At 47.0% G+C, this 17,766-nt stretch carries 14 protein-coding genes, 1 other RNA gene and 1 pseudogene; 12 read left to right on the forward strand and 4 right to left on the reverse strand.

The window, feature by feature from the left end; translation table 11 throughout:
• Nucleotide 1: 1 nt before the first annotated feature.
• A complete protein-coding gene (locus ICN47_RS04585) occupies nucleotides 2-1,159 on the forward strand; it encodes a class I SAM-dependent methyltransferase (protein ID WP_216218726.1) in 1,158 nt (385 codons plus the stop codon).
• Nucleotides 1,160-1,226: 67 nt separating this feature from the next.
• Here the strand turns inward: ICN47_RS04585 and ssrA are convergent.
• From ssrA to ompA, 4 genes are all read right to left on the reverse strand, one after another.
• Nucleotides 1,227-1,585: a transfer-messenger RNA gene (ssrA, locus tag ICN47_RS04590) on the reverse strand.
• 72 nt (nucleotides 1,586-1,657) lie between these two features.
• On the reverse strand, nucleotides 1,658-2,338 hold the full coding sequence (locus tag ICN47_RS04595) for an HAD family hydrolase (protein WP_370626261.1): 681 nt from the start codon (nucleotides 2,336-2,338) through the stop codon (nucleotides 1,658-1,660).
• Nucleotides 2,339-2,346: 8 nt separating this feature from the next.
• Nucleotides 2,347-3,036, reverse strand: coding sequence for a bifunctional 2-polyprenyl-6-hydroxyphenol methylase/3-demethylubiquinol 3-O-methyltransferase UbiG (ubiG, locus tag ICN47_RS04600; RefSeq protein ID WP_216218727.1), 690 nt, complete (start codon nucleotides 3,034-3,036; stop codon nucleotides 2,347-2,349).
• 95 nt (nucleotides 3,037-3,131) lie between these two features.
• Complete coding sequence (gene ompA, locus ICN47_RS04605; RefSeq protein ID WP_216218728.1) at nucleotides 3,132-3,704, reverse strand: outer membrane protein OmpA; 573 nt, start codon at nucleotides 3,702-3,704, stop codon at nucleotides 3,132-3,134.
• 160 nt (nucleotides 3,705-3,864) lie between these two features.
• On the opposite strand from ompA, the gene gyrA reads away from it, so the two are divergent.
• From gyrA to ICN47_RS04660, 11 genes and pseudogenes are all read left to right on the forward strand, one after another.
• Nucleotides 3,865-6,579 carry a DNA gyrase subunit A gene (gene gyrA, locus ICN47_RS04610; RefSeq protein WP_216218729.1) on the forward strand — a complete coding sequence of 905 codons (2,715 nt, stop codon included), beginning with the start codon at nucleotides 3,865-3,867 and terminating at the stop codon, nucleotides 6,577-6,579.
• Between the two features lie 30 nt (nucleotides 6,580-6,609).
• Nucleotides 6,610-7,707 (forward strand): 3-phosphoserine/phosphohydroxythreonine transaminase, encoded by a 1,098-nt coding sequence (gene serC, locus ICN47_RS04615; RefSeq protein ID WP_216218730.1) that lies wholly within the window; start codon nucleotides 6,610-6,612, stop codon nucleotides 7,705-7,707.
• Nucleotides 7,707-8,786: a prephenate dehydratase gene (pheA, locus tag ICN47_RS04620; protein ID WP_216218731.1), complete on the forward strand. Its 1,080-nt coding sequence runs from the start codon at nucleotides 7,707-7,709 to the stop codon at nucleotides 8,784-8,786. The genes serC and pheA overlap by 1 nt, the downstream gene beginning before the upstream one ends.
• 31 nt (nucleotides 8,787-8,817) lie before the next feature.
• On the forward strand, nucleotides 8,818-9,945 hold the full coding sequence (hisC, locus tag ICN47_RS04625; RefSeq protein WP_216218732.1) for a histidinol-phosphate transaminase: 1,128 nt from the start codon (nucleotides 8,818-8,820) through the stop codon (nucleotides 9,943-9,945).
• A gap of 31 nt (nucleotides 9,946-9,976) precedes the next feature.
• Nucleotides 9,977-10,858, forward strand: a complete 882-nt coding sequence (locus ICN47_RS04630) for a prephenate dehydrogenase/arogenate dehydrogenase family protein (protein ID WP_216218733.1) — start codon at nucleotides 9,977-9,979, stop codon at nucleotides 10,856-10,858.
• Nucleotides 10,858-12,186 (forward strand): 3-phosphoshikimate 1-carboxyvinyltransferase, encoded by a 1,329-nt coding sequence (gene aroA / locus ICN47_RS04635; RefSeq protein WP_370626262.1) that lies wholly within the window; start codon nucleotides 10,858-10,860, stop codon nucleotides 12,184-12,186. The genes ICN47_RS04630 and aroA overlap by 1 nt, the downstream gene beginning before the upstream one ends.
• Nucleotides 12,187-12,208: 22 nt before the next feature.
• The gene (cmk, locus tag ICN47_RS04640; RefSeq protein WP_216218734.1) at nucleotides 12,209-12,871 is read left to right on the forward strand and encodes a (d)CMP kinase; all 663 of its coding nucleotides are present in this window, start codon (nucleotides 12,209-12,211) and stop codon (nucleotides 12,869-12,871) included.
• Between the two features lie 142 nt (nucleotides 12,872-13,013).
• On the forward strand, nucleotides 13,014-14,687 hold the full coding sequence (gene rpsA, locus ICN47_RS04645) for a 30S ribosomal protein S1 (RefSeq protein ID WP_068324328.1): 1,674 nt from the start codon (nucleotides 13,014-13,016) through the stop codon (nucleotides 14,685-14,687).
• Nucleotides 14,688-14,738: 51 nt separating this feature from the next.
• Nucleotides 14,739-15,077: pseudogene (locus ICN47_RS04650) on the forward strand (integration host factor subunit beta); the annotation flags it as partial.
• Between the two features lie 66 nt (nucleotides 15,078-15,143).
• The gene (gene lapB, locus ICN47_RS04655) at nucleotides 15,144-16,355 is read left to right on the forward strand and encodes a lipopolysaccharide assembly protein LapB (RefSeq protein WP_216218735.1); all 1,212 of its coding nucleotides are present in this window, start codon (nucleotides 15,144-15,146) and stop codon (nucleotides 16,353-16,355) included.
• A gap of 36 nt (nucleotides 16,356-16,391) precedes the next feature.
• Nucleotides 16,392-17,756 carry a UDP-glucose/GDP-mannose dehydrogenase family protein gene (locus tag ICN47_RS04660; protein WP_216218736.1) on the forward strand — a complete coding sequence of 455 codons (1,365 nt, stop codon included), beginning with the start codon at nucleotides 16,392-16,394 and terminating at the stop codon, nucleotides 17,754-17,756.
• The last annotated feature ends 10 nt before the right edge of the window (nucleotides 17,757-17,766 follow it).

The raw sequence follows: 17,766 nt of genomic DNA on the forward strand, positions 1-17,766 counted from the left end.
GATGATTCACTGGGAGGAGGGCGGCGAGCAATTTAGCGCTCGATGGCATTCTGAAAATGGCATCAGACCCCACCAAAAGGTAGTCCTGGCTGACGACACGCTTACTGCGGATCTTGCCTATCGCATGGCTTGCGAAGGCACAGCGATGCTATATCAGGGTGATTTTCAGAATGCCCGCCAATTACTGCAGGCTCTCGTTAGAAGGGTTGATAAACCTTCTAAGAAATCCCATAGAGCCGACCGCGTTGAAAAGGAAAAAGGCAAAAGCCCCTTAGAGGCTTTTAATCTTCACCGTCTCTCTCAGTCGCAGCGTGCGCGCATTTTGGGGATGTTGCTTATTCCCGTGAATGCTGACCATAGTATTTCTTTGCGAAGGGCTCCTGAGGTCGTCCAGGCCTGTCTAGAGGCTTATGGCAATCAGACCGAGCCTTATGTCATCTCCCTGAGAGAATTGCTTGGTGTTATCAGCGCTCATGAGTGGCGCAAGAAGGGCGTTCAGGTTTTAACTAGAGATGATGAAGAGATCCGCATTCATCCACACTACGGCGTGTTTTCTCCGGTTCGCGGGGAGTATATCGAGCTGGTATTGAAGACCCCCTTGCCCGCTGTCATTCAGAAGGACTCAATAGCTTTTGATGTCGGCGTTGGTGCAGGAGTGTTGTCGGTGGTATTGGCGATGCGGGGGGTGCAAAAGATTCTTGCAACAGATCAGAGTGAGCGAGCCTTGGCATGCGCACTCGAAAATATCGCAGATCTTGGTTTGGAGGATGTTGTGGACGTCTTGAATGTAGATTTATTTCCGCAGAGTAAGGCAGCCTTGATTGTGTGTAACCCACCTTGGTTACCTGCAAGACCGAGTTCCGCTTTAGAGCACGCTGTATATGACCCAGAGAGTCAAATGCTCAAAGGCTTCCTTGGTGGACTGAAAGACCATTTATTACCAGGCGGCGAGGGTTGGCTCATTCTTTCTGATTTGGCAGAGCACCTTGGCTTGCGCACTAGAGAGGCACTGCTAGAGTGGATTGATGCGGCAGACTTAAAAGTCATCGAGCGTCGAGACACTGAGCCCCATCATCCCAAAGCATTTGATAAAACGGATGCCTTGCATGCGGCAAGATCAAAAGAAATTACTTCGCTGTGGCGCCTGGCAGCGAAATAGGGAAGATTAGAAAGTAATCAGTTGGAAAAACAAAACCCCTCTAAAAATCAGAGGGGTTTGTCATTAATGGTGGAGTCGGCGGGAATCGAACCCGCGTCCGCAAATCCTCTACAACAAGTTCTACATACTTAGTCATATCATTTAATTTAATCGGCTAGTCACAGATTGACATGTTCCACGCTGACGATTCACTAAGTTTTCGAACTATTCCTCGTGACACGAAATAGTCTTATCTCTTGTATATGACCCTGATCTAGCTTTCGCTAGCTGACCCAAGAGAGAATCAGTTCAGGGGCAACCGCAATTAAGCGGCTAGTGCGAAACGTTCGTCGTTTGCAGTTATTACATTCCCATTGATTTACGAGATAACGGGTCCTCGGTATGCCCTTGATGCTTTGTAATCCACGTCGAAACCATGTCGACCCCGGAGTTCATGCATAAGAACCTCTATTTTAAGGCCGTCAGCTTTAAATTGCCCAATATCTTTTACGAGGGTATCTAAGCCCTACTGGGAAAGATGATTTTCAATAAATCGAGTGGATTATTGATGATGAAATCAGCGCCCCAAGACTCTGGAGGTTCATTGCAGCCACAGTAGCCATAAGCAGCTGCCACGGTATGCATTCCAGCTGCCTTACCCGCCACAATGTCTCGAATGTCATCGCCCACATAGATTGATTTGGTGGGATCGATATTGGCTACCCGAGCTGCATGCAGTATGGGTTCTGGATGGGGCTTGGAATGTGGCGTTGTATCACCAGAAACAGTTGAGGCGGATCTTTGTCGTAGCCCCATCAAATCTACTAGTGGGTTTGTAAATCGCTCACTTTTATTGGTGACAATTCCCCAGGGGAGATTGGCTTCATCCATTTGCTGCAATAGATGATCAATGCCGTCAAATAATTTGCTATCAACGAGCAAGGCTTTTTCGTAGTTGATGAAAAACTCATCGCGTAGCTCAATGAAATCAGGGTGATCCGTGCCAATACCAAAGGCGCCACCAATTAAGCCGCGTGCACCAGCAGAGGCACATGGACGTAATTCCGTATATGGCTTAGGCGCAAGATTGCGGGCCACTAATAATTTATTGGTGGCAGCCACCAAATCAGGCGCCGTATCGGCTAGGGTGCCATCAAGATCAAAGAAAACGCCATGATAGGGACTCAATAAATTGCTCACGCTTTAAATTACTTCCTTACGGCAATCATGTAATTAACGTCGACGTCATCATTCAAGCTGTAAACCTGAGTAAGGGGGTTGTAGCTCAAACCTTTCATGCCCAAGAGTTCTAATCCGGCAGCTCTGGTAAAGGCAAGCAATTCAGAGGGTTTAATGAATTTTGCGTATTCATGAGTCCCTTTTGGGAGCAGTCGCAGAATGTATTCAGCTCCAATAATGGCAAATAGGTAGGACTTTGTGCTGCGGTTGAGGGTGCTAAAAAATAATGTTCCGCCTGGTTTGCATAAAACAGCACAAGCGCGAACGACAGAAGCAGGGTCTGGAACGTGCTCAAGCATCTCCATGCAAGTGACTACGTCGTATTGCTCTGGTTGCTCTTGCGCTAAATCTTCTGCAGAAATGGCGCGATAGGTGAGGTTTGCGCCAACCTCTAAGGCGTGCAATTCAGCAACCTTGAGTGCTTTTTCTGACAAATCAATACCAGTGGTATCAGCGCCAGATTGGGCAATGGATTCAGCTAGGATGCCACCACCACATCCAATATCAACAACTTTCTTGCCATCTAGATTCACAGAGGATTTGATCCATGATAGGCGCAGAGGGTTAATGGCATGCAAAGGCTTGAATTCGCTATTGGGATCCCACCAGCGATGGGCTAGGGCGCTAAATTTAGCGATTTCAGATTGGTCGACGTTCATATGGATTCAGACAGTTGGGGTGCTAATGGGGATATTACGAATATAGCGGAAATAAAAAAGCCCGCATCAGCGGGCTTTTTTACAAGTAAAGCGAATTACTTAGCTGCTGTACCAACAACTTCGATGTCAGTACGGCGGTTCTTAGCGCGGCCTTCAGCAGTTGCATTGCTTGCAACTGGATTGCTCTTGCCTTTTGATTCTGTGTAGATACGGCTACCGTCAACACCCTTAGCTACGAGGTAAGCTTTAACGGATTGCGCACGACGCTGACCGAGAGCCATGTTGTATGCATCTGTACCTACGCTGTCTGTATTACCAACAGCGATGATGACTTCCAATTTGATCATAGACAAATCAGCAGCGATTTTGTCCAAAGTAGCTTTACCTTCTGGCTTCAATGTAGCTTTGTCGAAGTCATAAAGTGTGTCAGCTTGCAAAGTGATTTTGCTTTGGCTTACACCAGCAGCAGCAGCAGGAGCAGCTACTAAAGCACCATCACAACCATTAGCGGCAGTTGCAGGTGTCCAGTTGTTATCACGCCAGCACAGTGTGCCGTCGCCATTACGCCAGTTGGTGCCAGTGCTGTTTTCCCAGTTGTCAGTAGCCATTGCTGCAGTAGCAGAAACAGTAACAACAGAAGCGATCAACAGTTTTAGGGTTTTGTTCATTTTTAGTCCTCAAAAATCTCTTTTTTAATTAAAGTCAAACTTAAATGTAATTCGCCCTACTTTGAAGCAAAAAACCGCAAAGCGACACATCTCAATTTCGTACAAACTGACAGAATCTTAGCATAGGGGGCTCCTGTCATCAAAATGATATTATTTCCAGATGGAACAAGCCGCTAAAGAAACACTACCAATATCCCTCGAAGACGAAATGCGGCGGTCCTATTTGGACTACGCAATGAGCGTCATCGTCGGCAGAGCCCTGCCAGACGTGCGCGATGGCCTCAAACCGGTTCACCGCCGGGTCTTATTCGCTATGTATGAATTAAACAACGATTGGAACCGAGCTTACAAAAAATCTGCCCGTATAGTTGGCGATGTAATCGGTAAATACCATCCGCACGGTGATTCTGCGGTGTATGACACGATCGTTCGTATGGCCCAGGATTTCTCTCTGCGCTATATGCTGGTTGACGGACAGGGCAATTTCGGCTCCGTAGACGGCGATAACGCAGCTGCGATGCGTTATACCGAGATCCGCCTCCGCAAGATCGCCCATGAGCTTTTGGCCGATTTGGATAAGGAAACCGTTGATTTCGGGCCAAATTACGATGGTAGCGAGAAAGAACCCCTCATTCTTCCTGCAAAAGTGCCTAATTTGCTGATTAACGGTAGTTCTGGCATTGCGGTGGGTATGGCTACCAATATCCCCCCTCACAACCTGGATGAGGTCGTTACAGCCTGTTTACACGTGCTTCACAACCCAGAATGCACGATTGATGAACTGATTGAGATTATTCCAGCCCCAGATTTCCCGACCGCCGGCATTATTTACGGTGTTCAGGGGGTCCGTGAAGGCTATCGCACTGGTCGTGGGCGTGTAGTGATGCGCGCCAAAACGCACTTTGAAGATCTTGATAAGGGTGCGCGTCAGGCGATCATCGTCGATGAGTTGCCATATCAGGTAAACAAAAAGAACTTGCTCGAGCGTATTGCTGAGCTCGTAAATGAGAAAAAAGTTGAAGGCATTTCTGATTTGCGTGATGAGTCAGATAAATCCGGTATGCGCGTAGTGATTGAATTGAAGCGCGGTGAAGTGCCCGAGGTTGTTCTTAACAATTTGTATAAGAGCACTCAACTTCAAGATAACTTCGGTATGAACATGGTGGCCTTGGTAGATAACCAACCACGCTTGTTGAACTTGAAACAAATGCTGGAGTACTTCCTGCAGCATCGTCGCGAAGTGGTCACGCGTCGTACGATTTTTGAATTGCGTAAAGCGCGCGAGCGTGGTCACGTATTGGAAGGTTTAGCAGTTGCGTTGGCAAACATTGATGAGTTCATTGCCATTATTAAAGCTGCTGCAAACCCAGTGATTGCTAAACAAGAATTAATGGGCAAGGCTTGGGATTCATCGATGGTGCGTGAGATGTTGGCACGTGCTGAGACGGATACCCCTGGCGGTCGCAATGCGTATCGTCCAGAAGGTTTGTTGCCTGAGTACGGTATGCAAAGCACTGGCTTGTATCGCTTGTCAGACAGTCAGGCGCAAGAAATTTTGCAGATGCGTTTACAACGCTTGACTGGTCTTGAGCAAGACAAGATTGTGAATGAGTACAAAGAGGTGATGTCAGAAATTTCTGATTTGTTGGATCTATTAGCAAAGCCAGAGCGCGTCACTTCAGTAATCGAGAGTGAGCTGAAAGAAGTACAAGCAGAGTTTGGTATTGCTGGTGGTGATACAGGCCGTCGTTCATTTATTGAAATGAATGCAACCGAACTCTTCACGGAAGACTTAATTACTCCGCAAGATATGGTGGTTACTCTTTCTCATACTGGTTACATGAAGAGCCAGCCATTGAGCGAGTACCGCGCACAAAAACGTGGTGGTCGCGGCAAACAAGCTGCAGCAACTAAAGATGAAGATTGGATTGACACTTTATTTGTAGCGAATACGCATGACGCAATCTTGTGCTTCTCTGATCGTGGTCGCATGTATTGGTTGAAAGTTTGGGAAGTGCCGCAAGGCAGTCGTAATTCCCGCGGTAAGCCGATCGTCAATATGTTCCCATTGATTGAAGGCGAAAAGATCACTGTGATTCTCCCAATCAAGGGATATCAGGATGATCAATATGTCTTCATGGCAACAAGCTTGGGTACAGTCAAGAAGACCCGTTTGTCTGACTTCTCTAATCCGCGTAAGGCCGGAATTATTGCGGTTGACTTAAACGAAGGCGACTTCTTGGTTGGCGCTGCAATTACTGATGGTCAGCATGATGTGATGTTGTTCTCTGATGCAGGTAAAGCTGTTCGCTTTGATGAGAATGATGTTCGTCCAATGGGTCGTACAGCACGTGGTGTGCGCGGCATGAATTTGGGTGAAGGTCACCAAGTGATTGCGATGCTGGTTGCTCCTGCGGAAGCTGCTGAAGGTGCTGAGGCTGCAGTGGTAGACGCTAGCGGTATGGCTATTCCAAGTAGCGTATTAACTGCTACTGAAAATGGTTACGGTAAGCGCACTCCAATCGCTGAATACACACGACATGGTCGTGGCACTAAGGGCATGATTGCGATTCAGACCTCTGAGCGTAACGGCAAAGTAGTTGCGGCTGCTTTGGTGTCACCAGAAGATCAAATTATGTTGATCACTACTGGCGGCGTCTTGGTTCGCACTCGCGTTTCTGAAATTCGTGAGATGGGTCGCGCAACTCAAGGCGTTACTTTGATTAACGTGGATGAAGGTACTCGCTTGTCTGGCTTGCAACGAATTGCTGAAAGTGATTCTGATGACGAGGGTGAGATTGATGACGCAGAAGAAGGTGATGTATCTGCTGATCCAGCAACCGATTCCAATACTGATGCGGCAGGTGATGCCTAACTTGGTATCACTTAAGGACAGCTAAATATCATGACCTTTGACCGCCGCATTTTTAATTTCGCTGCGGGGCCTGCTACTTTGCCTGAAGAGGTATTGAAGCAGGCTGCTGATGAAATGCTGAATTGGCAAGGTCTTGGTACGAGTGTGATGGAGATTAGCCATCGCAGCAAAGAGTTCATGGCAGTGTATGAAGAAACTTTGCAGGACTTGCGTACTCTAATGAACATTCCCGGCAGCTATGAAATTTTGCTGTTGCAGGGTGGTGGCCTTGGTCAAAACGCCGCTATTCCAATGAACTTAATGCCTTTGGCGAAGCATGGCCCGAAGGCCGATTTCATTGTTACGGGTGTTTGGTCTGAGAAATCATTCAAAGAAGCGCAGAAGTACGGCACTGCAAACTTAGCCGCATCTTCAGTCGCAGAAAAATTTAATACGATTCCGGCGAGATCCACTTGGCAGTTATCTGATGATGCTGCATATGTTCATTACTGTGCGAATGAAACCATTGGTGGTGTTGAATTCGCAGACATTCCAGATGTAGGCAATACGCCCTTGGTAGCAGATATTTCTAGCAACATTCTCTCCAAAGAGATGGATGTGAATAAGTGTGCCGTATGGTTTGCTGGTGCCCAAAAGAATATTGGTCCTTCGGGTGTCACCATTGTGATCATCCGTAAAGATTTAATCGGGCACAGCATGGGCATTACGCCAACCATTTGGGATTGGGCTGTTCAGGCAAATACTCAGTCGATGATTAATACTCCACCTACCTTTGCCATCTACATGGCTGGCTTAGGCTTTCAGTGGTTGTTAAAGCAGGGCGGCGTCAAAGCAATTCAAAAGCGTAATCAAGAAAAATCCGCTTTGCTCTACAACTATTTGGATCAAAGTGGTTTTTATGAAAATCGCGTGAACAAAGAATATCGTTCACGAATGAATGTGACTTTCTTCCTAAAGGACGAGGCATTCAATGCAAAGTTCTTGGAAGAATCGAATGCTGCTGGTTTGGTTGCCTTGCGCGGTCATAAAGCTGCAGGCGGTATGCGTGCCAGTATCTATAACGCCATGCCTTTAGAGGGCGTTAAAGCGCTCGTTGAATTTATGAGTGACTTTGAAAGGCGGGCTTAATGAGTACTGAAGAACAGCGCTTGGCTCCCTTGCGAGAAAAAATTGACTCCTTAGATGCGCAGATCTTAGATCTGCTGTCACAGCGTGCTAAAGCTGCTCAAGAAGTGGGGCACATTAAAGGCGGATTTGCTTCCCCAGTATTTCGTCCTGAACGTGAGCGTCAAGTGGTTGCCAAACTTCAGGAAATTAATCGCGGTCCATTGTTGCCCGATGGTATTGCAGCGATTTGGCGTGAAGTCATGTCAGCCTGTAGAGCTTTAGAAGCGCGTCAGACGATCGCCTATCTGGGTCCTGTAGGTACTTTTTCAGAGCAAGCGGCACACACTTATTTTGGTAGTTCTATTGCGGGCTTGCCTTGTAATAGTCTGGATGAAGTTTTTAAAGCAGTGGAAAAAGGTTCCGCACAATTTGGCGTAGTACCTGTAGAAAATTCTAGCGAAGGCGCCATCTCTCGTACATTAGATTTGTTATTGGATTCGCCGATGCATATTAGCGGTGAAGTGGTATTACCAATTCATCATCATCTCTTAACGAAGAGCGGTAACTTAGATGGTATCACGACCGTTTGTGCTCATGCCCAAGCTTTAGCGCAATGTCAGCAGTGGTTAAGTCAGCATGCACCTCAATTAAAGCGTCAAGCAGTAAGCAGTAACGCTGAAGCAGCACGCATGGCTGCTGGTGACCCAGCCCTAGCTGCTATCGCAGGTGATCCCGCTCAATTGGCTTATGGTCTGCAAGTAGTGGCAGCACAAGTTCAAGATGATCCCCATAACCGTACGCGTTTTGTCGTGATTGGTAGTTACGAATGTCAGCCTACAGGGCATGATCAAACCTCATTGGTGTTATCGGTAGATAACCAGCCTGGTGCTGTGTATCGCTTACTAGAGCCTCTTGCGAAGCATGGGGTATCGATGAATCGCTTTGAGTCACGACCTGCAAGAAAAGGTACTTGGGAATATCATTTTTACATTGATATCTCAGGCCATTCTTCTGATGCAAAAGTTGTGAAGGCCTTAGAAGAGTTAAAAGAAACAGCCGCCTTCTATAAAAAACTTGGTTCTTATCCGCACTCCGCTTAAGTGTCTCCAAAGCTAAATTAAAGCAGCCAGAATGACTTCAAAAATTGGTTTAAAACATATTCATGCCATTGCACCCTATGTAGGTGGACGCCCAATTAGTGAAGTTGCGCGTGACTATGGTTTAGATGAGAGCAAGATTGTGAAGTTGGCCTCCAATGAAAATCCATTGGGTATGCCGCAGTCTGCGCAAGACGCCATGATCAAAGCAGCAGCCGATCTTGGTCGTTATCCAGATTCAAATGGTTTTGAATTAAAGAAAGTGCTCTCTGAGCGTCTAGGTGTTCCTGCTGACTGGGTTACCTTGGGCAACGGTAGCAATGACATTTTGGAGTTGGCTGCTCGTGCTGTTGCGCAGGCGGGTGATGAAATCATTTTCTCTCGTCATGCATTTGCTGTATATCCCTTGGCCACTCAAGCTGTTGGAGCGAAATCCATTGAGGTTGCCCCAACGAGTCTTTATGGTCATGATTTGCCAGCAATGTTGGCTGCGATTAAAGCGTCCGGTGATAAAGCAAAACTGGTTTTTGTTGCTAATCCCAATAATCCTACTGGCAGCTATCTCACCGCAAAAGAGATTGAAGATTTCTTATTGGCAGTACCGAGCCATATCGTGGTGGTATTGGATGAGGCCTATAACGAATACCTCGCCCCAGAGCAGCGCTACGACGCCATTGCTTGGGTAAAGCGTTTCCCAAATATGATTTTGTCCCGTAGCTTCTCAAAAGCATATGGCCTGGCGGGTCTGCGGATTGGTTATGGTGTTGCTCAAGCGCATTTGACAGATCTTCTCAATCGTATTCGTCAGCCTTTCAATGTGAATAGCTTGGCTCAGGCAGCAGCAATTGCAGCATTTCAAGATACGGCTTTCTTGCAAAAAGGCTTTGAATTAAACCGTGCCGGTTACAGTCAATTGACTAAAGCGTTTGATGAATTAAAGCTTTCTTATCTACCTTCTGCAGGTAACTTTGTACTCGTCAAAGTGGGTGATGATGATGAGGCAGGCGGCCGAATTAACTTGGCCTTACTCAAACGCGGCATTATTGTTCGCCCTGTTGGAAATTACGGCTTGCCTCAGTGGCTCCGAATTTCTATTGGCTTGCCTGAAGAGAATGCGGCGTTTATTTCCGCACTCCGCGAGATCTTGGCGCAGAGTAAGTAAATCTTACGAACTAGAAAAAATTACCCAGCCGATGACCATCATTAATCCTGCGAGCAATTACGGAACTGTCACTATTGTTGGTGTTGGTTTGATTGGTGCATCCCTTGGTTTGGCTCTGAAGCAGGCTGGCGTTGTAAAGACTGTATTGGGCGTTGGTCGCAGTAAAGAGAATTTAGATCAAGCGCTAAAGATGGGTGCGATTGATGGCGTAGTGGACTTGGTCGAGGCCGCCAAAAAATCAGATGTGATTGTTTTGTGTGTGCCGGTTGCGCAGATGCGTGCTGCGTTTGAAATCATTGAGCCTCATCTTGAACCTAGAACCATGGTTACAGATGCTGGTAGCACCAAAGGTGATGTCATCTTGGCGGCAAAAGAAGTCTTGGGTAAAAAAGCCTGCCAATTTGTGCCTGCACATCCTATCGCCGGCGGTGCGCAACATGGCGCTAGCGCCGCTCAGGCTGATCTGTTTGTAGGAAAGCAAACCATTATTTGTCCTTTGCAAGAAAACTCACCCCAAGACACGGCGTTGATTACCGGCTTTTGGGAGTCCGTTGGCTCCATCGTGAAGAAGATCGGAAATGTGCAGCATGATGCTATTTACGCTGCAGTCTCCCATTTACCTCATCTCCTGTCTTATGCATTGATGGCAAGCGTAGTGAACTCTGAAGATGCTGAGCAAAAGCTTGGCCATGTCGGTGCAGGCTTTAAGGATTTCACACGCATCGCTGCCTCAAGCCCAGAAATGTGGCGTGACATTTGTCTGGGTAATCGCACCGCTATTTTGAAAGAGCTCGATCAGTATTTATTGATCGTGAATCACATGCGTAAACTCATCTCAGAAAATGATGGTGCAGGTTTAGAGAAATTATTTAACAAGGCTAGTAAAGCGCGCCAAGATTTGGATGTGCTTTGATGAGTGGTTTGCCCGATATTGAGATTGGCCCGTTTACGCGAGCGCAAGGCTCGATTATTTTGCCGGGCTCTAAGAGTATTTCGAATCGCGCACTTTTGCTGGCTGCACTTTCTTCTGGCACAACTACCCTTAAAAATTTACTCGATGCCGATGACACGCAAGTGATGCGTAATGCCTTGCGTCAACTGGGTCTATCGGTGACAGATAAAGAGAATCATGTTTGCGTAGTGGAGGGTTGTGGCGGCAAATTCCCAGTGAGAGATGCTGATCTTTTTATGGGAAATGCAGGCACCGCGATTCGTCCTTTGACTGCAGCACTAGCAATGCAGGGTGGTAACTACCGCCTATCGGGTGTAGCTCGCATGCATGAAAGACCCATTCGCGATTTGGTGGATGGCTTGCGTCAAGTAGGTGCCAAGATCGATTACGAGTTGCAAGAGGGTTATCCACCAATTCAGATTTCTGCTGCAGATATTCAAATTAAAGATATCGTTAAAGTGCGCGGCGATGTTTCTAGCCAGTTCTTAACGGCACTGCTCATGGCTTTACCTCTGGTTGCCACTGAGCCGGTACGTATTGAAGTGATTGGCGAGTTGATTTCTAGACCATATATCGACATCACCTTGAAATTGATGGCGCGTTTCGGCGTCAACGTAGCTTGTCCCGATACGCAATCATTTGTTATCCCTGCAAAAACATCCGATGCTGTTTATAAAACTCCAGGTCAATTGTCTGTTGAGGGCGATGCTTCTTCAGCCTCTTATTTCTTGGCTCTAGGCGCTATTGGTGGCGGCCCTGTGCGGGTACTGGGTGTTGGTCGCGATAGCATTCAAGGCGATGTAGCGTTTGCAGATGCGCTTGCTTTGATGGGGGCTAACATTACTGCTGGTGAAGATTGGATTGAAGTTGCTGGCGTAAAACATACCAATGGAAAATTGAATGGCATCACGATCGATTGCGCTGAAATTCCAGATGCAGCAATGACATTGGCAGTGGCCGCATTATTTGCCGAGGGACCAACGCGGTTAAATAGTATTGCTAGTTGGCGCGTAAAGGAAACAGATCGCATTGCGGCAATGGCAAAAGAGTTAAAGAAGGTTGGCGCTATCATTGAAGAGGGCGCTGACTACATTGTTGTGCAGGCTCCACCATCACACGCCGACTGGAAGTCGCCAAGTGAAGGTATTGACACTTACGATGACCATCGCATGGCAATGTGTTTCTCCCTTGCCACCTTTGGGCTGAACGCTTTAAAGATTAATGATCCTAATTGCGTCGCTAAAACCTTTCCGACTTACTTCGCTGAGTTTGCGAAGGTTGTGAGCTAAGCCCTCAATATTTTTGCCCTTTATGAGTCTTCCTCCCGTTATCGCGATTGATGGACCGACTGCCTCAGGCAAGGGGACTGTCGCTTCTTTGGTTGCTCAACAGCTCGGCTTTCACTATTTGGATAGTGGCGCGCTTTACCGATTGGTTGCCTTAGCTAGCGAAAAACACGGAATTGAAGTCAAAAATGGTCCAGAATTAGGACTTTTAGTTCCTAAGTTATTGATTTCATTCAAAAATAGTCAGATTTTCCTCGATGGTGAGGATGTGAGCGAGGCAATTCGCACTGAAAATATCGGTTTAAGAGCATCTGCTTTGGCCATTCATCCCGAGGTCAGATTGGCTTTGGTTGATCTCCAGCACAGTTTTCGACAGTTTCCAGGCCTAGTTGCCGATGGAAGGGACATGGCCAGTGTCATATTTCCAGATGCAGTTTTGAAGGTTTTCTTGACGGCAACTGCCTCTGCCAGAGCTGAGCGACGCTATAAGCAATTGATAGCTAAGGGAATTTCTGCTAAACTTGAGGACTTGCTGCAAGATTTGCAGGAGCGAGATGCCAGAGATAGTAGCCGAGGCGCAGCCCCTTTAATGATTGCAGACGGTGCAAAAGTGCTCGAAACGTCAGATTTATCGATAGATCAAGCAGTTAGGGAAGTTTTAGATTGGTATCAATCTGCTATTACCTAGTTTTGTTAGAAGTAGAAGTTAGCTGTAAGGAGTAGTTTTGGTGTCTTAAGGAACTTCACAACGCGATCATTTCATTAGCGTGTTTCTTGAGGCTTTTTTAATCTAACCCGTCAGGCCTTCTGGCGGCACAAAGTGAATACACATGTCTGAATCATTTGCAGAATTATTTGAAGAATCATTAACCCGATCGAATATGAAGACCGGCCAAGTTATTTCGGCTGAAGTTCTTCGCATCGACCATAACTTCGTCGTTGTTAACGCTGGCTTAAAGTCTGAAGCGTTTATTCCTGTTGAAGAATTCCATAACGACGCTGGCGAGATTGAAGTAGCTCCTGGCGATTTCGTTTCTGTTGCTATCGATGCCCTTGAAAACGGCTATGGCGACACCATCCTCTCCCGTGATAAAGCGAAGCGCTTGGCATCATGGATGAATTTGGAAAAAGCGCTCGAGCAAGCTGAGATCGTTACCGGTACTGTTACTGGTAAGGTTAAAGGCGGCTTGACTGTAATGGTTAACGGTATCCGCGCATTCTTGCCTGGATCACTCGTTGATACACGTCCAATCAAAGACACCAGCCCTTACGAAGGTAAGACGATGGAGTTCAAGGTTATCAAACTTGACCGTAAGCGTAACAACGTAGTGTTGTCACGTCGTGCAGTGGTTGAAGCTAGCCAAGGTGAAGAGCGTGCTAAGTTGATGTCTAACCTTAAAGAAGGCGCAGTGGTTACTGGCCTCGTTAAGAACATCACTGATTACGGCGCGTTCGTTGACCTCGGTGGTATCGATGGCCTCTTGCACATCACTGACTTGGCATGGCGTCGTGTGCGTCACCCAAGCGAGATGTTGACTGTTGGTCAAGAAGTTACCGCGAAGATTTTGAAGTTCGATCAAGAAAAGAACCGTGTTTCACTTGGCGTGAAACAACTTGGTGATGATCCATGGGTTGGTATCGCTCGTCGTTACCCACCAAACACCCGTTTATTCGGTAAGGTAACCAACCTGACTGACTACGGCGCGTTCGTTGAAATTGAATCTGGTATCGAAGGTTTGGTACACGTTTCTGAAATGGACTGGACCAACAAGAACGTTGCTCCAAGCAAAGCTACTGCATTAGGAACCGAAGTTGAGGTCATGGTTCTGGATATTGATGAAGACAAGCGTCGTATTAGCTTGGGCATCAAGCAGTGCAAAGCAAATCCATGGGAAGAGTTCTCACGTGCGCAACAAAAAGGCGACAAGCTGACTGGCGCAATCAAGTCTATTACTGACTTTGGTGTGTTCATTGGCTTGCCTGGCGGTATCGACGGTTTAGTTCACCTCTCAGACCTTTCATGGAATGAGCCAGGCGAAGAAGCTGTTAAGAAATACAAAAAAGGTGATGAAGTTGAAGCCACTGTATTGGCAATCGATGTTGAGAAAGAGCGTATCTCTCTCGGGATTAAGCAATTGTCTGGCGACCCATTCAACAACTACACATCTGTCAGCGACAAGGGTAGCCTCGTTACTGGTACTGTGAAAGCGGTTGATGCTAAGGGTGCAACAATTCACTTGGCTGATGAAGTTGAAGCTTACTTACGTGCTTCTGAGATCTCAACAGATCGCGTTGAAGATGCACGTAACGTATTGAAAGAAGGCGATAGCGTCACTGCCATGATCATCAACATTGATCGTAAGTCACGCGTAATCAATCTTTCAATCAAAGCAAAAGACAGCTCTGATCAACAAGATGCAATGAGCAAGCTCCAAGGTGATGCGCAGTCTGGCACAACTAATTTGGGCGCTTTGTTAAAAGCAAAATTGGACAATCAAGGCTAAATCAATATCGCCGCTCTCCATGAGGAGGGTGGCGATTTTTATTGATAGATCATGACAGATCAAGAGCAACAAGCTATTACTCGCTCCGAACTCGTGGAGAGCCTGGCGGAACAGTTTCCGCAGCTTCTACCTAGGGATGTGGAGTTGGCAGTAAAAACCTTGCTGGACACGATGACCCAAGCTTTGGCTGAAGGTAAGCGTATCGAGTTGCGTGGCGTTGGAAGCTTTGTGCTTCATCATCGTCCTGCGCGCACTGGTCGCAATCCCAAGTCAGGTGAGAAGGTATTGATTCCAGAAAAGCGTGTTCCTCACTTTAAGCCAGGCAAAGAGTTGCGTGAGCGTGTCGATTACAAGCCGTTGAAGCAGGCGGGCCCTAAAGAGGGTTCTGGTGCCTAATATTCAGGCTCATCCTCAGTGGTCCATCGGGACCATTTTTTTATTTAAAGTCTGTACATCATGATTCAGATAGCCACCTCTTGGTTATTACTTTTACCAGTCATGTTCGGTATTGGCTGGCTAGCTTCGCGCTGGGACTTGCGTCTTGAGAATCGGATGGATGAGCGCGAGCGTATGCGACAGCAGCGCTCCACCTTTAAAGGATTAAGTTTATTACTCAATGAACAGCCTGATCAGGCCATTGAGACCCTGGTCAAGATTGCCCAGTTAGATCCAGAAACTATTGAACTCCATTTTTCACTAGGCAATTTATTTCGTCGTCGCGGTGAGACTGAGCGCGCTATTCGTGTACACCAACATTTGGCAAATCGTGATGATTTAAAGCCACGCGATCGCGATCATGCTGCCTATGAATTAGGACGAGATTTCTTACGGGCTGGCTTGCTAGATCGTGCCGAAGCTTCATTGATTCGAGTAGGTCAAGGCAAGTTTGCCGCGCCCGCCAAAGAAAGCCTTTTGGAGATGTATCAGATAGAACGCGATTGGAAAAAAGCCATTATTGCCGCTACTGAACTAGAAACACTTCAAGGTAAATCCCATCACACGGAAATTGCTCAGTTTTATTGTGAGCTGAGTCAAGAAGCTTTGCTTGCTAAAGATTTGAATGGTGCTGAGCATTCTATTCAGCAGGCATTGCATGCAGTTCCCAATCACACACGTGCCTTGATTTTGCAGGGCGATTATCTGATGGCCATTGGCGAACCAGCGCAGGCGATTGAGGCATGGGGTGTAGTGGCAAGCTCACATCCTGCCTATATGCATTTGATTGCAGATCGATGGATGCTAGCGCATGCCGCTATCGGTAAAGCTGAAGTAGGTCTAGATCGTTTATGTGAATTATTGAAGACTCAAGCTTCCGGAGAATTATTGGATTTGGTTCATAAGCAAACGGTGCAGATTCGGGGTATGCAGGCAGCCAATGCCATGCTCTCTGAAGTCATGCAGCATTCACCAAGCTTGAGTGCATTGTCCAAGTTGGCAGAAACCCGTTTAGCTCTTGAAGAGGGCAATGGAAACCCAGAGCGTGAGCAGGAATTGAAATCTATTCTGCATCTCTTGCGTCAGCGGACTACGAGCTTGGCGCGCTATACCTGCGGCAATTGCGGCTTTAGAGCGAGACGGTTTTATTGGCAGTGCCCAGGATGTAACAATTGGGAGGCATACTCCCCAAGGCGAAGTGAAGGCGTCGCTCCAAGCGGCCCTTCAATGTAATACTATTTACTGCATGTGTTTTTATAGGGATCTATTTTGAAAGTTACTATCATTGGCAGCGGTTACGTAGGCTTGGTGACAGGCGCTTGTCTGGCTGAGCAGGGTAATAACGTTTTCTGCCTTGACCTTGACCCTAAAAAGATCGAGATTTTAAATTCCGGCGGCGTTCCTATTTACGAGCCCGGATTGAAAGAAATGATTGAACGTAATCGTGCTGCTGGTCGTTTACAGTTCTCTACTGACATCGCAGCATCGGTTGCCCACGGTGATATTCAATTTATTGCCGTAGGCACACCTCCTGACGAAGACGGCTCCGCTGATCTTCAGTATGTTGTTGCTGCCGCTCGCAATATCGGTCGTCACGCTACTTCTCCAAAAGTGATTGTGGATAAATCTACTGTGCCGGTTGGTACTGCGGATAAGGTAACTGCAGCAATTACTGAAGAATTAGAAAAGCGTCAGCTATCACCTGATCTTTGCTCGGTGGTCTCTAACCCTGAGTTCCTAAAAGAAGGTGCTGCAGTAGAAGACTTTATGCGGCCTGATCGTATCGTGATTGGTACGGAGAGTAGCCCAGCAGGTTTGCGCGCTAAGGAGCAAATGCGCAAGCTCTATGCGCCCTTTAACCGTAACCATGAACGTACTTATTACATGGATGTGAAGAGTGCCGAGCTCACAAAATATGCTGCTAACGCAATGTTAGCAACCCGCATCTCCTTTATGAATGAGTTGGCAAATTTAGCTGACTTGGTTGGCGCTGATATTGAACACGTGCGTCAAGGTATTGGTTCGGATTCCCGCATTGGCTTTGGTTTCTTGTATCCGGGTACAGGCTATGGTGGCTCTTGCTTTCCAAAAGATGTCTCAGCGCTATCGAAGACGGCTAAGGAGCATGGCAGAGAACTGAAGATCTTAGATGCCGTAGAAGCCGTGAATGAATTACAAAAGTACACGCTGGTTCAGAAGATCGAGAAGCGTTTTGGCAAAGATTTAAAGAACATGAAGTTTGCTCTGTGGGGATTGGCATTTAAGCCCAATACCGACGATATGCGTGAGGCTCCAAGCCGTGTCATTATTGCCGAGTTGGTAAAGCGTGGCGCCCAGGTAGTTGCCTATGATCCAGTTGCTATGCCAGAAGCTCAGCATGCTCTAGAGCTCGACTTTAAGAGTAATCCAGAGGGTCTTAAGCAAGTTTCCTTGAGTGCTGATCCTATGGCGGCATTAGATGGTGCAGATGCCTTGGTGATCGTGACAGAATGGAAAGCATTTCATACGCCTGATTTTGACCAGCTGATGCAAAAACTCAAACGCGCCATCATCTTTGATGGTCGCAATTTGTATGAGCCTGCTTCTATGAAAGAATTGGGTATTGAGTACCACGGCATTGGACGACACACTTAAAAGTATTGAC

Source organism: Polynucleobacter sp. AP-Latsch-80-C2 (assembly GCF_018882185.1).
Lineage (GTDB): Bacteria > Pseudomonadota > Gammaproteobacteria > Burkholderiales > Burkholderiaceae > Polynucleobacter.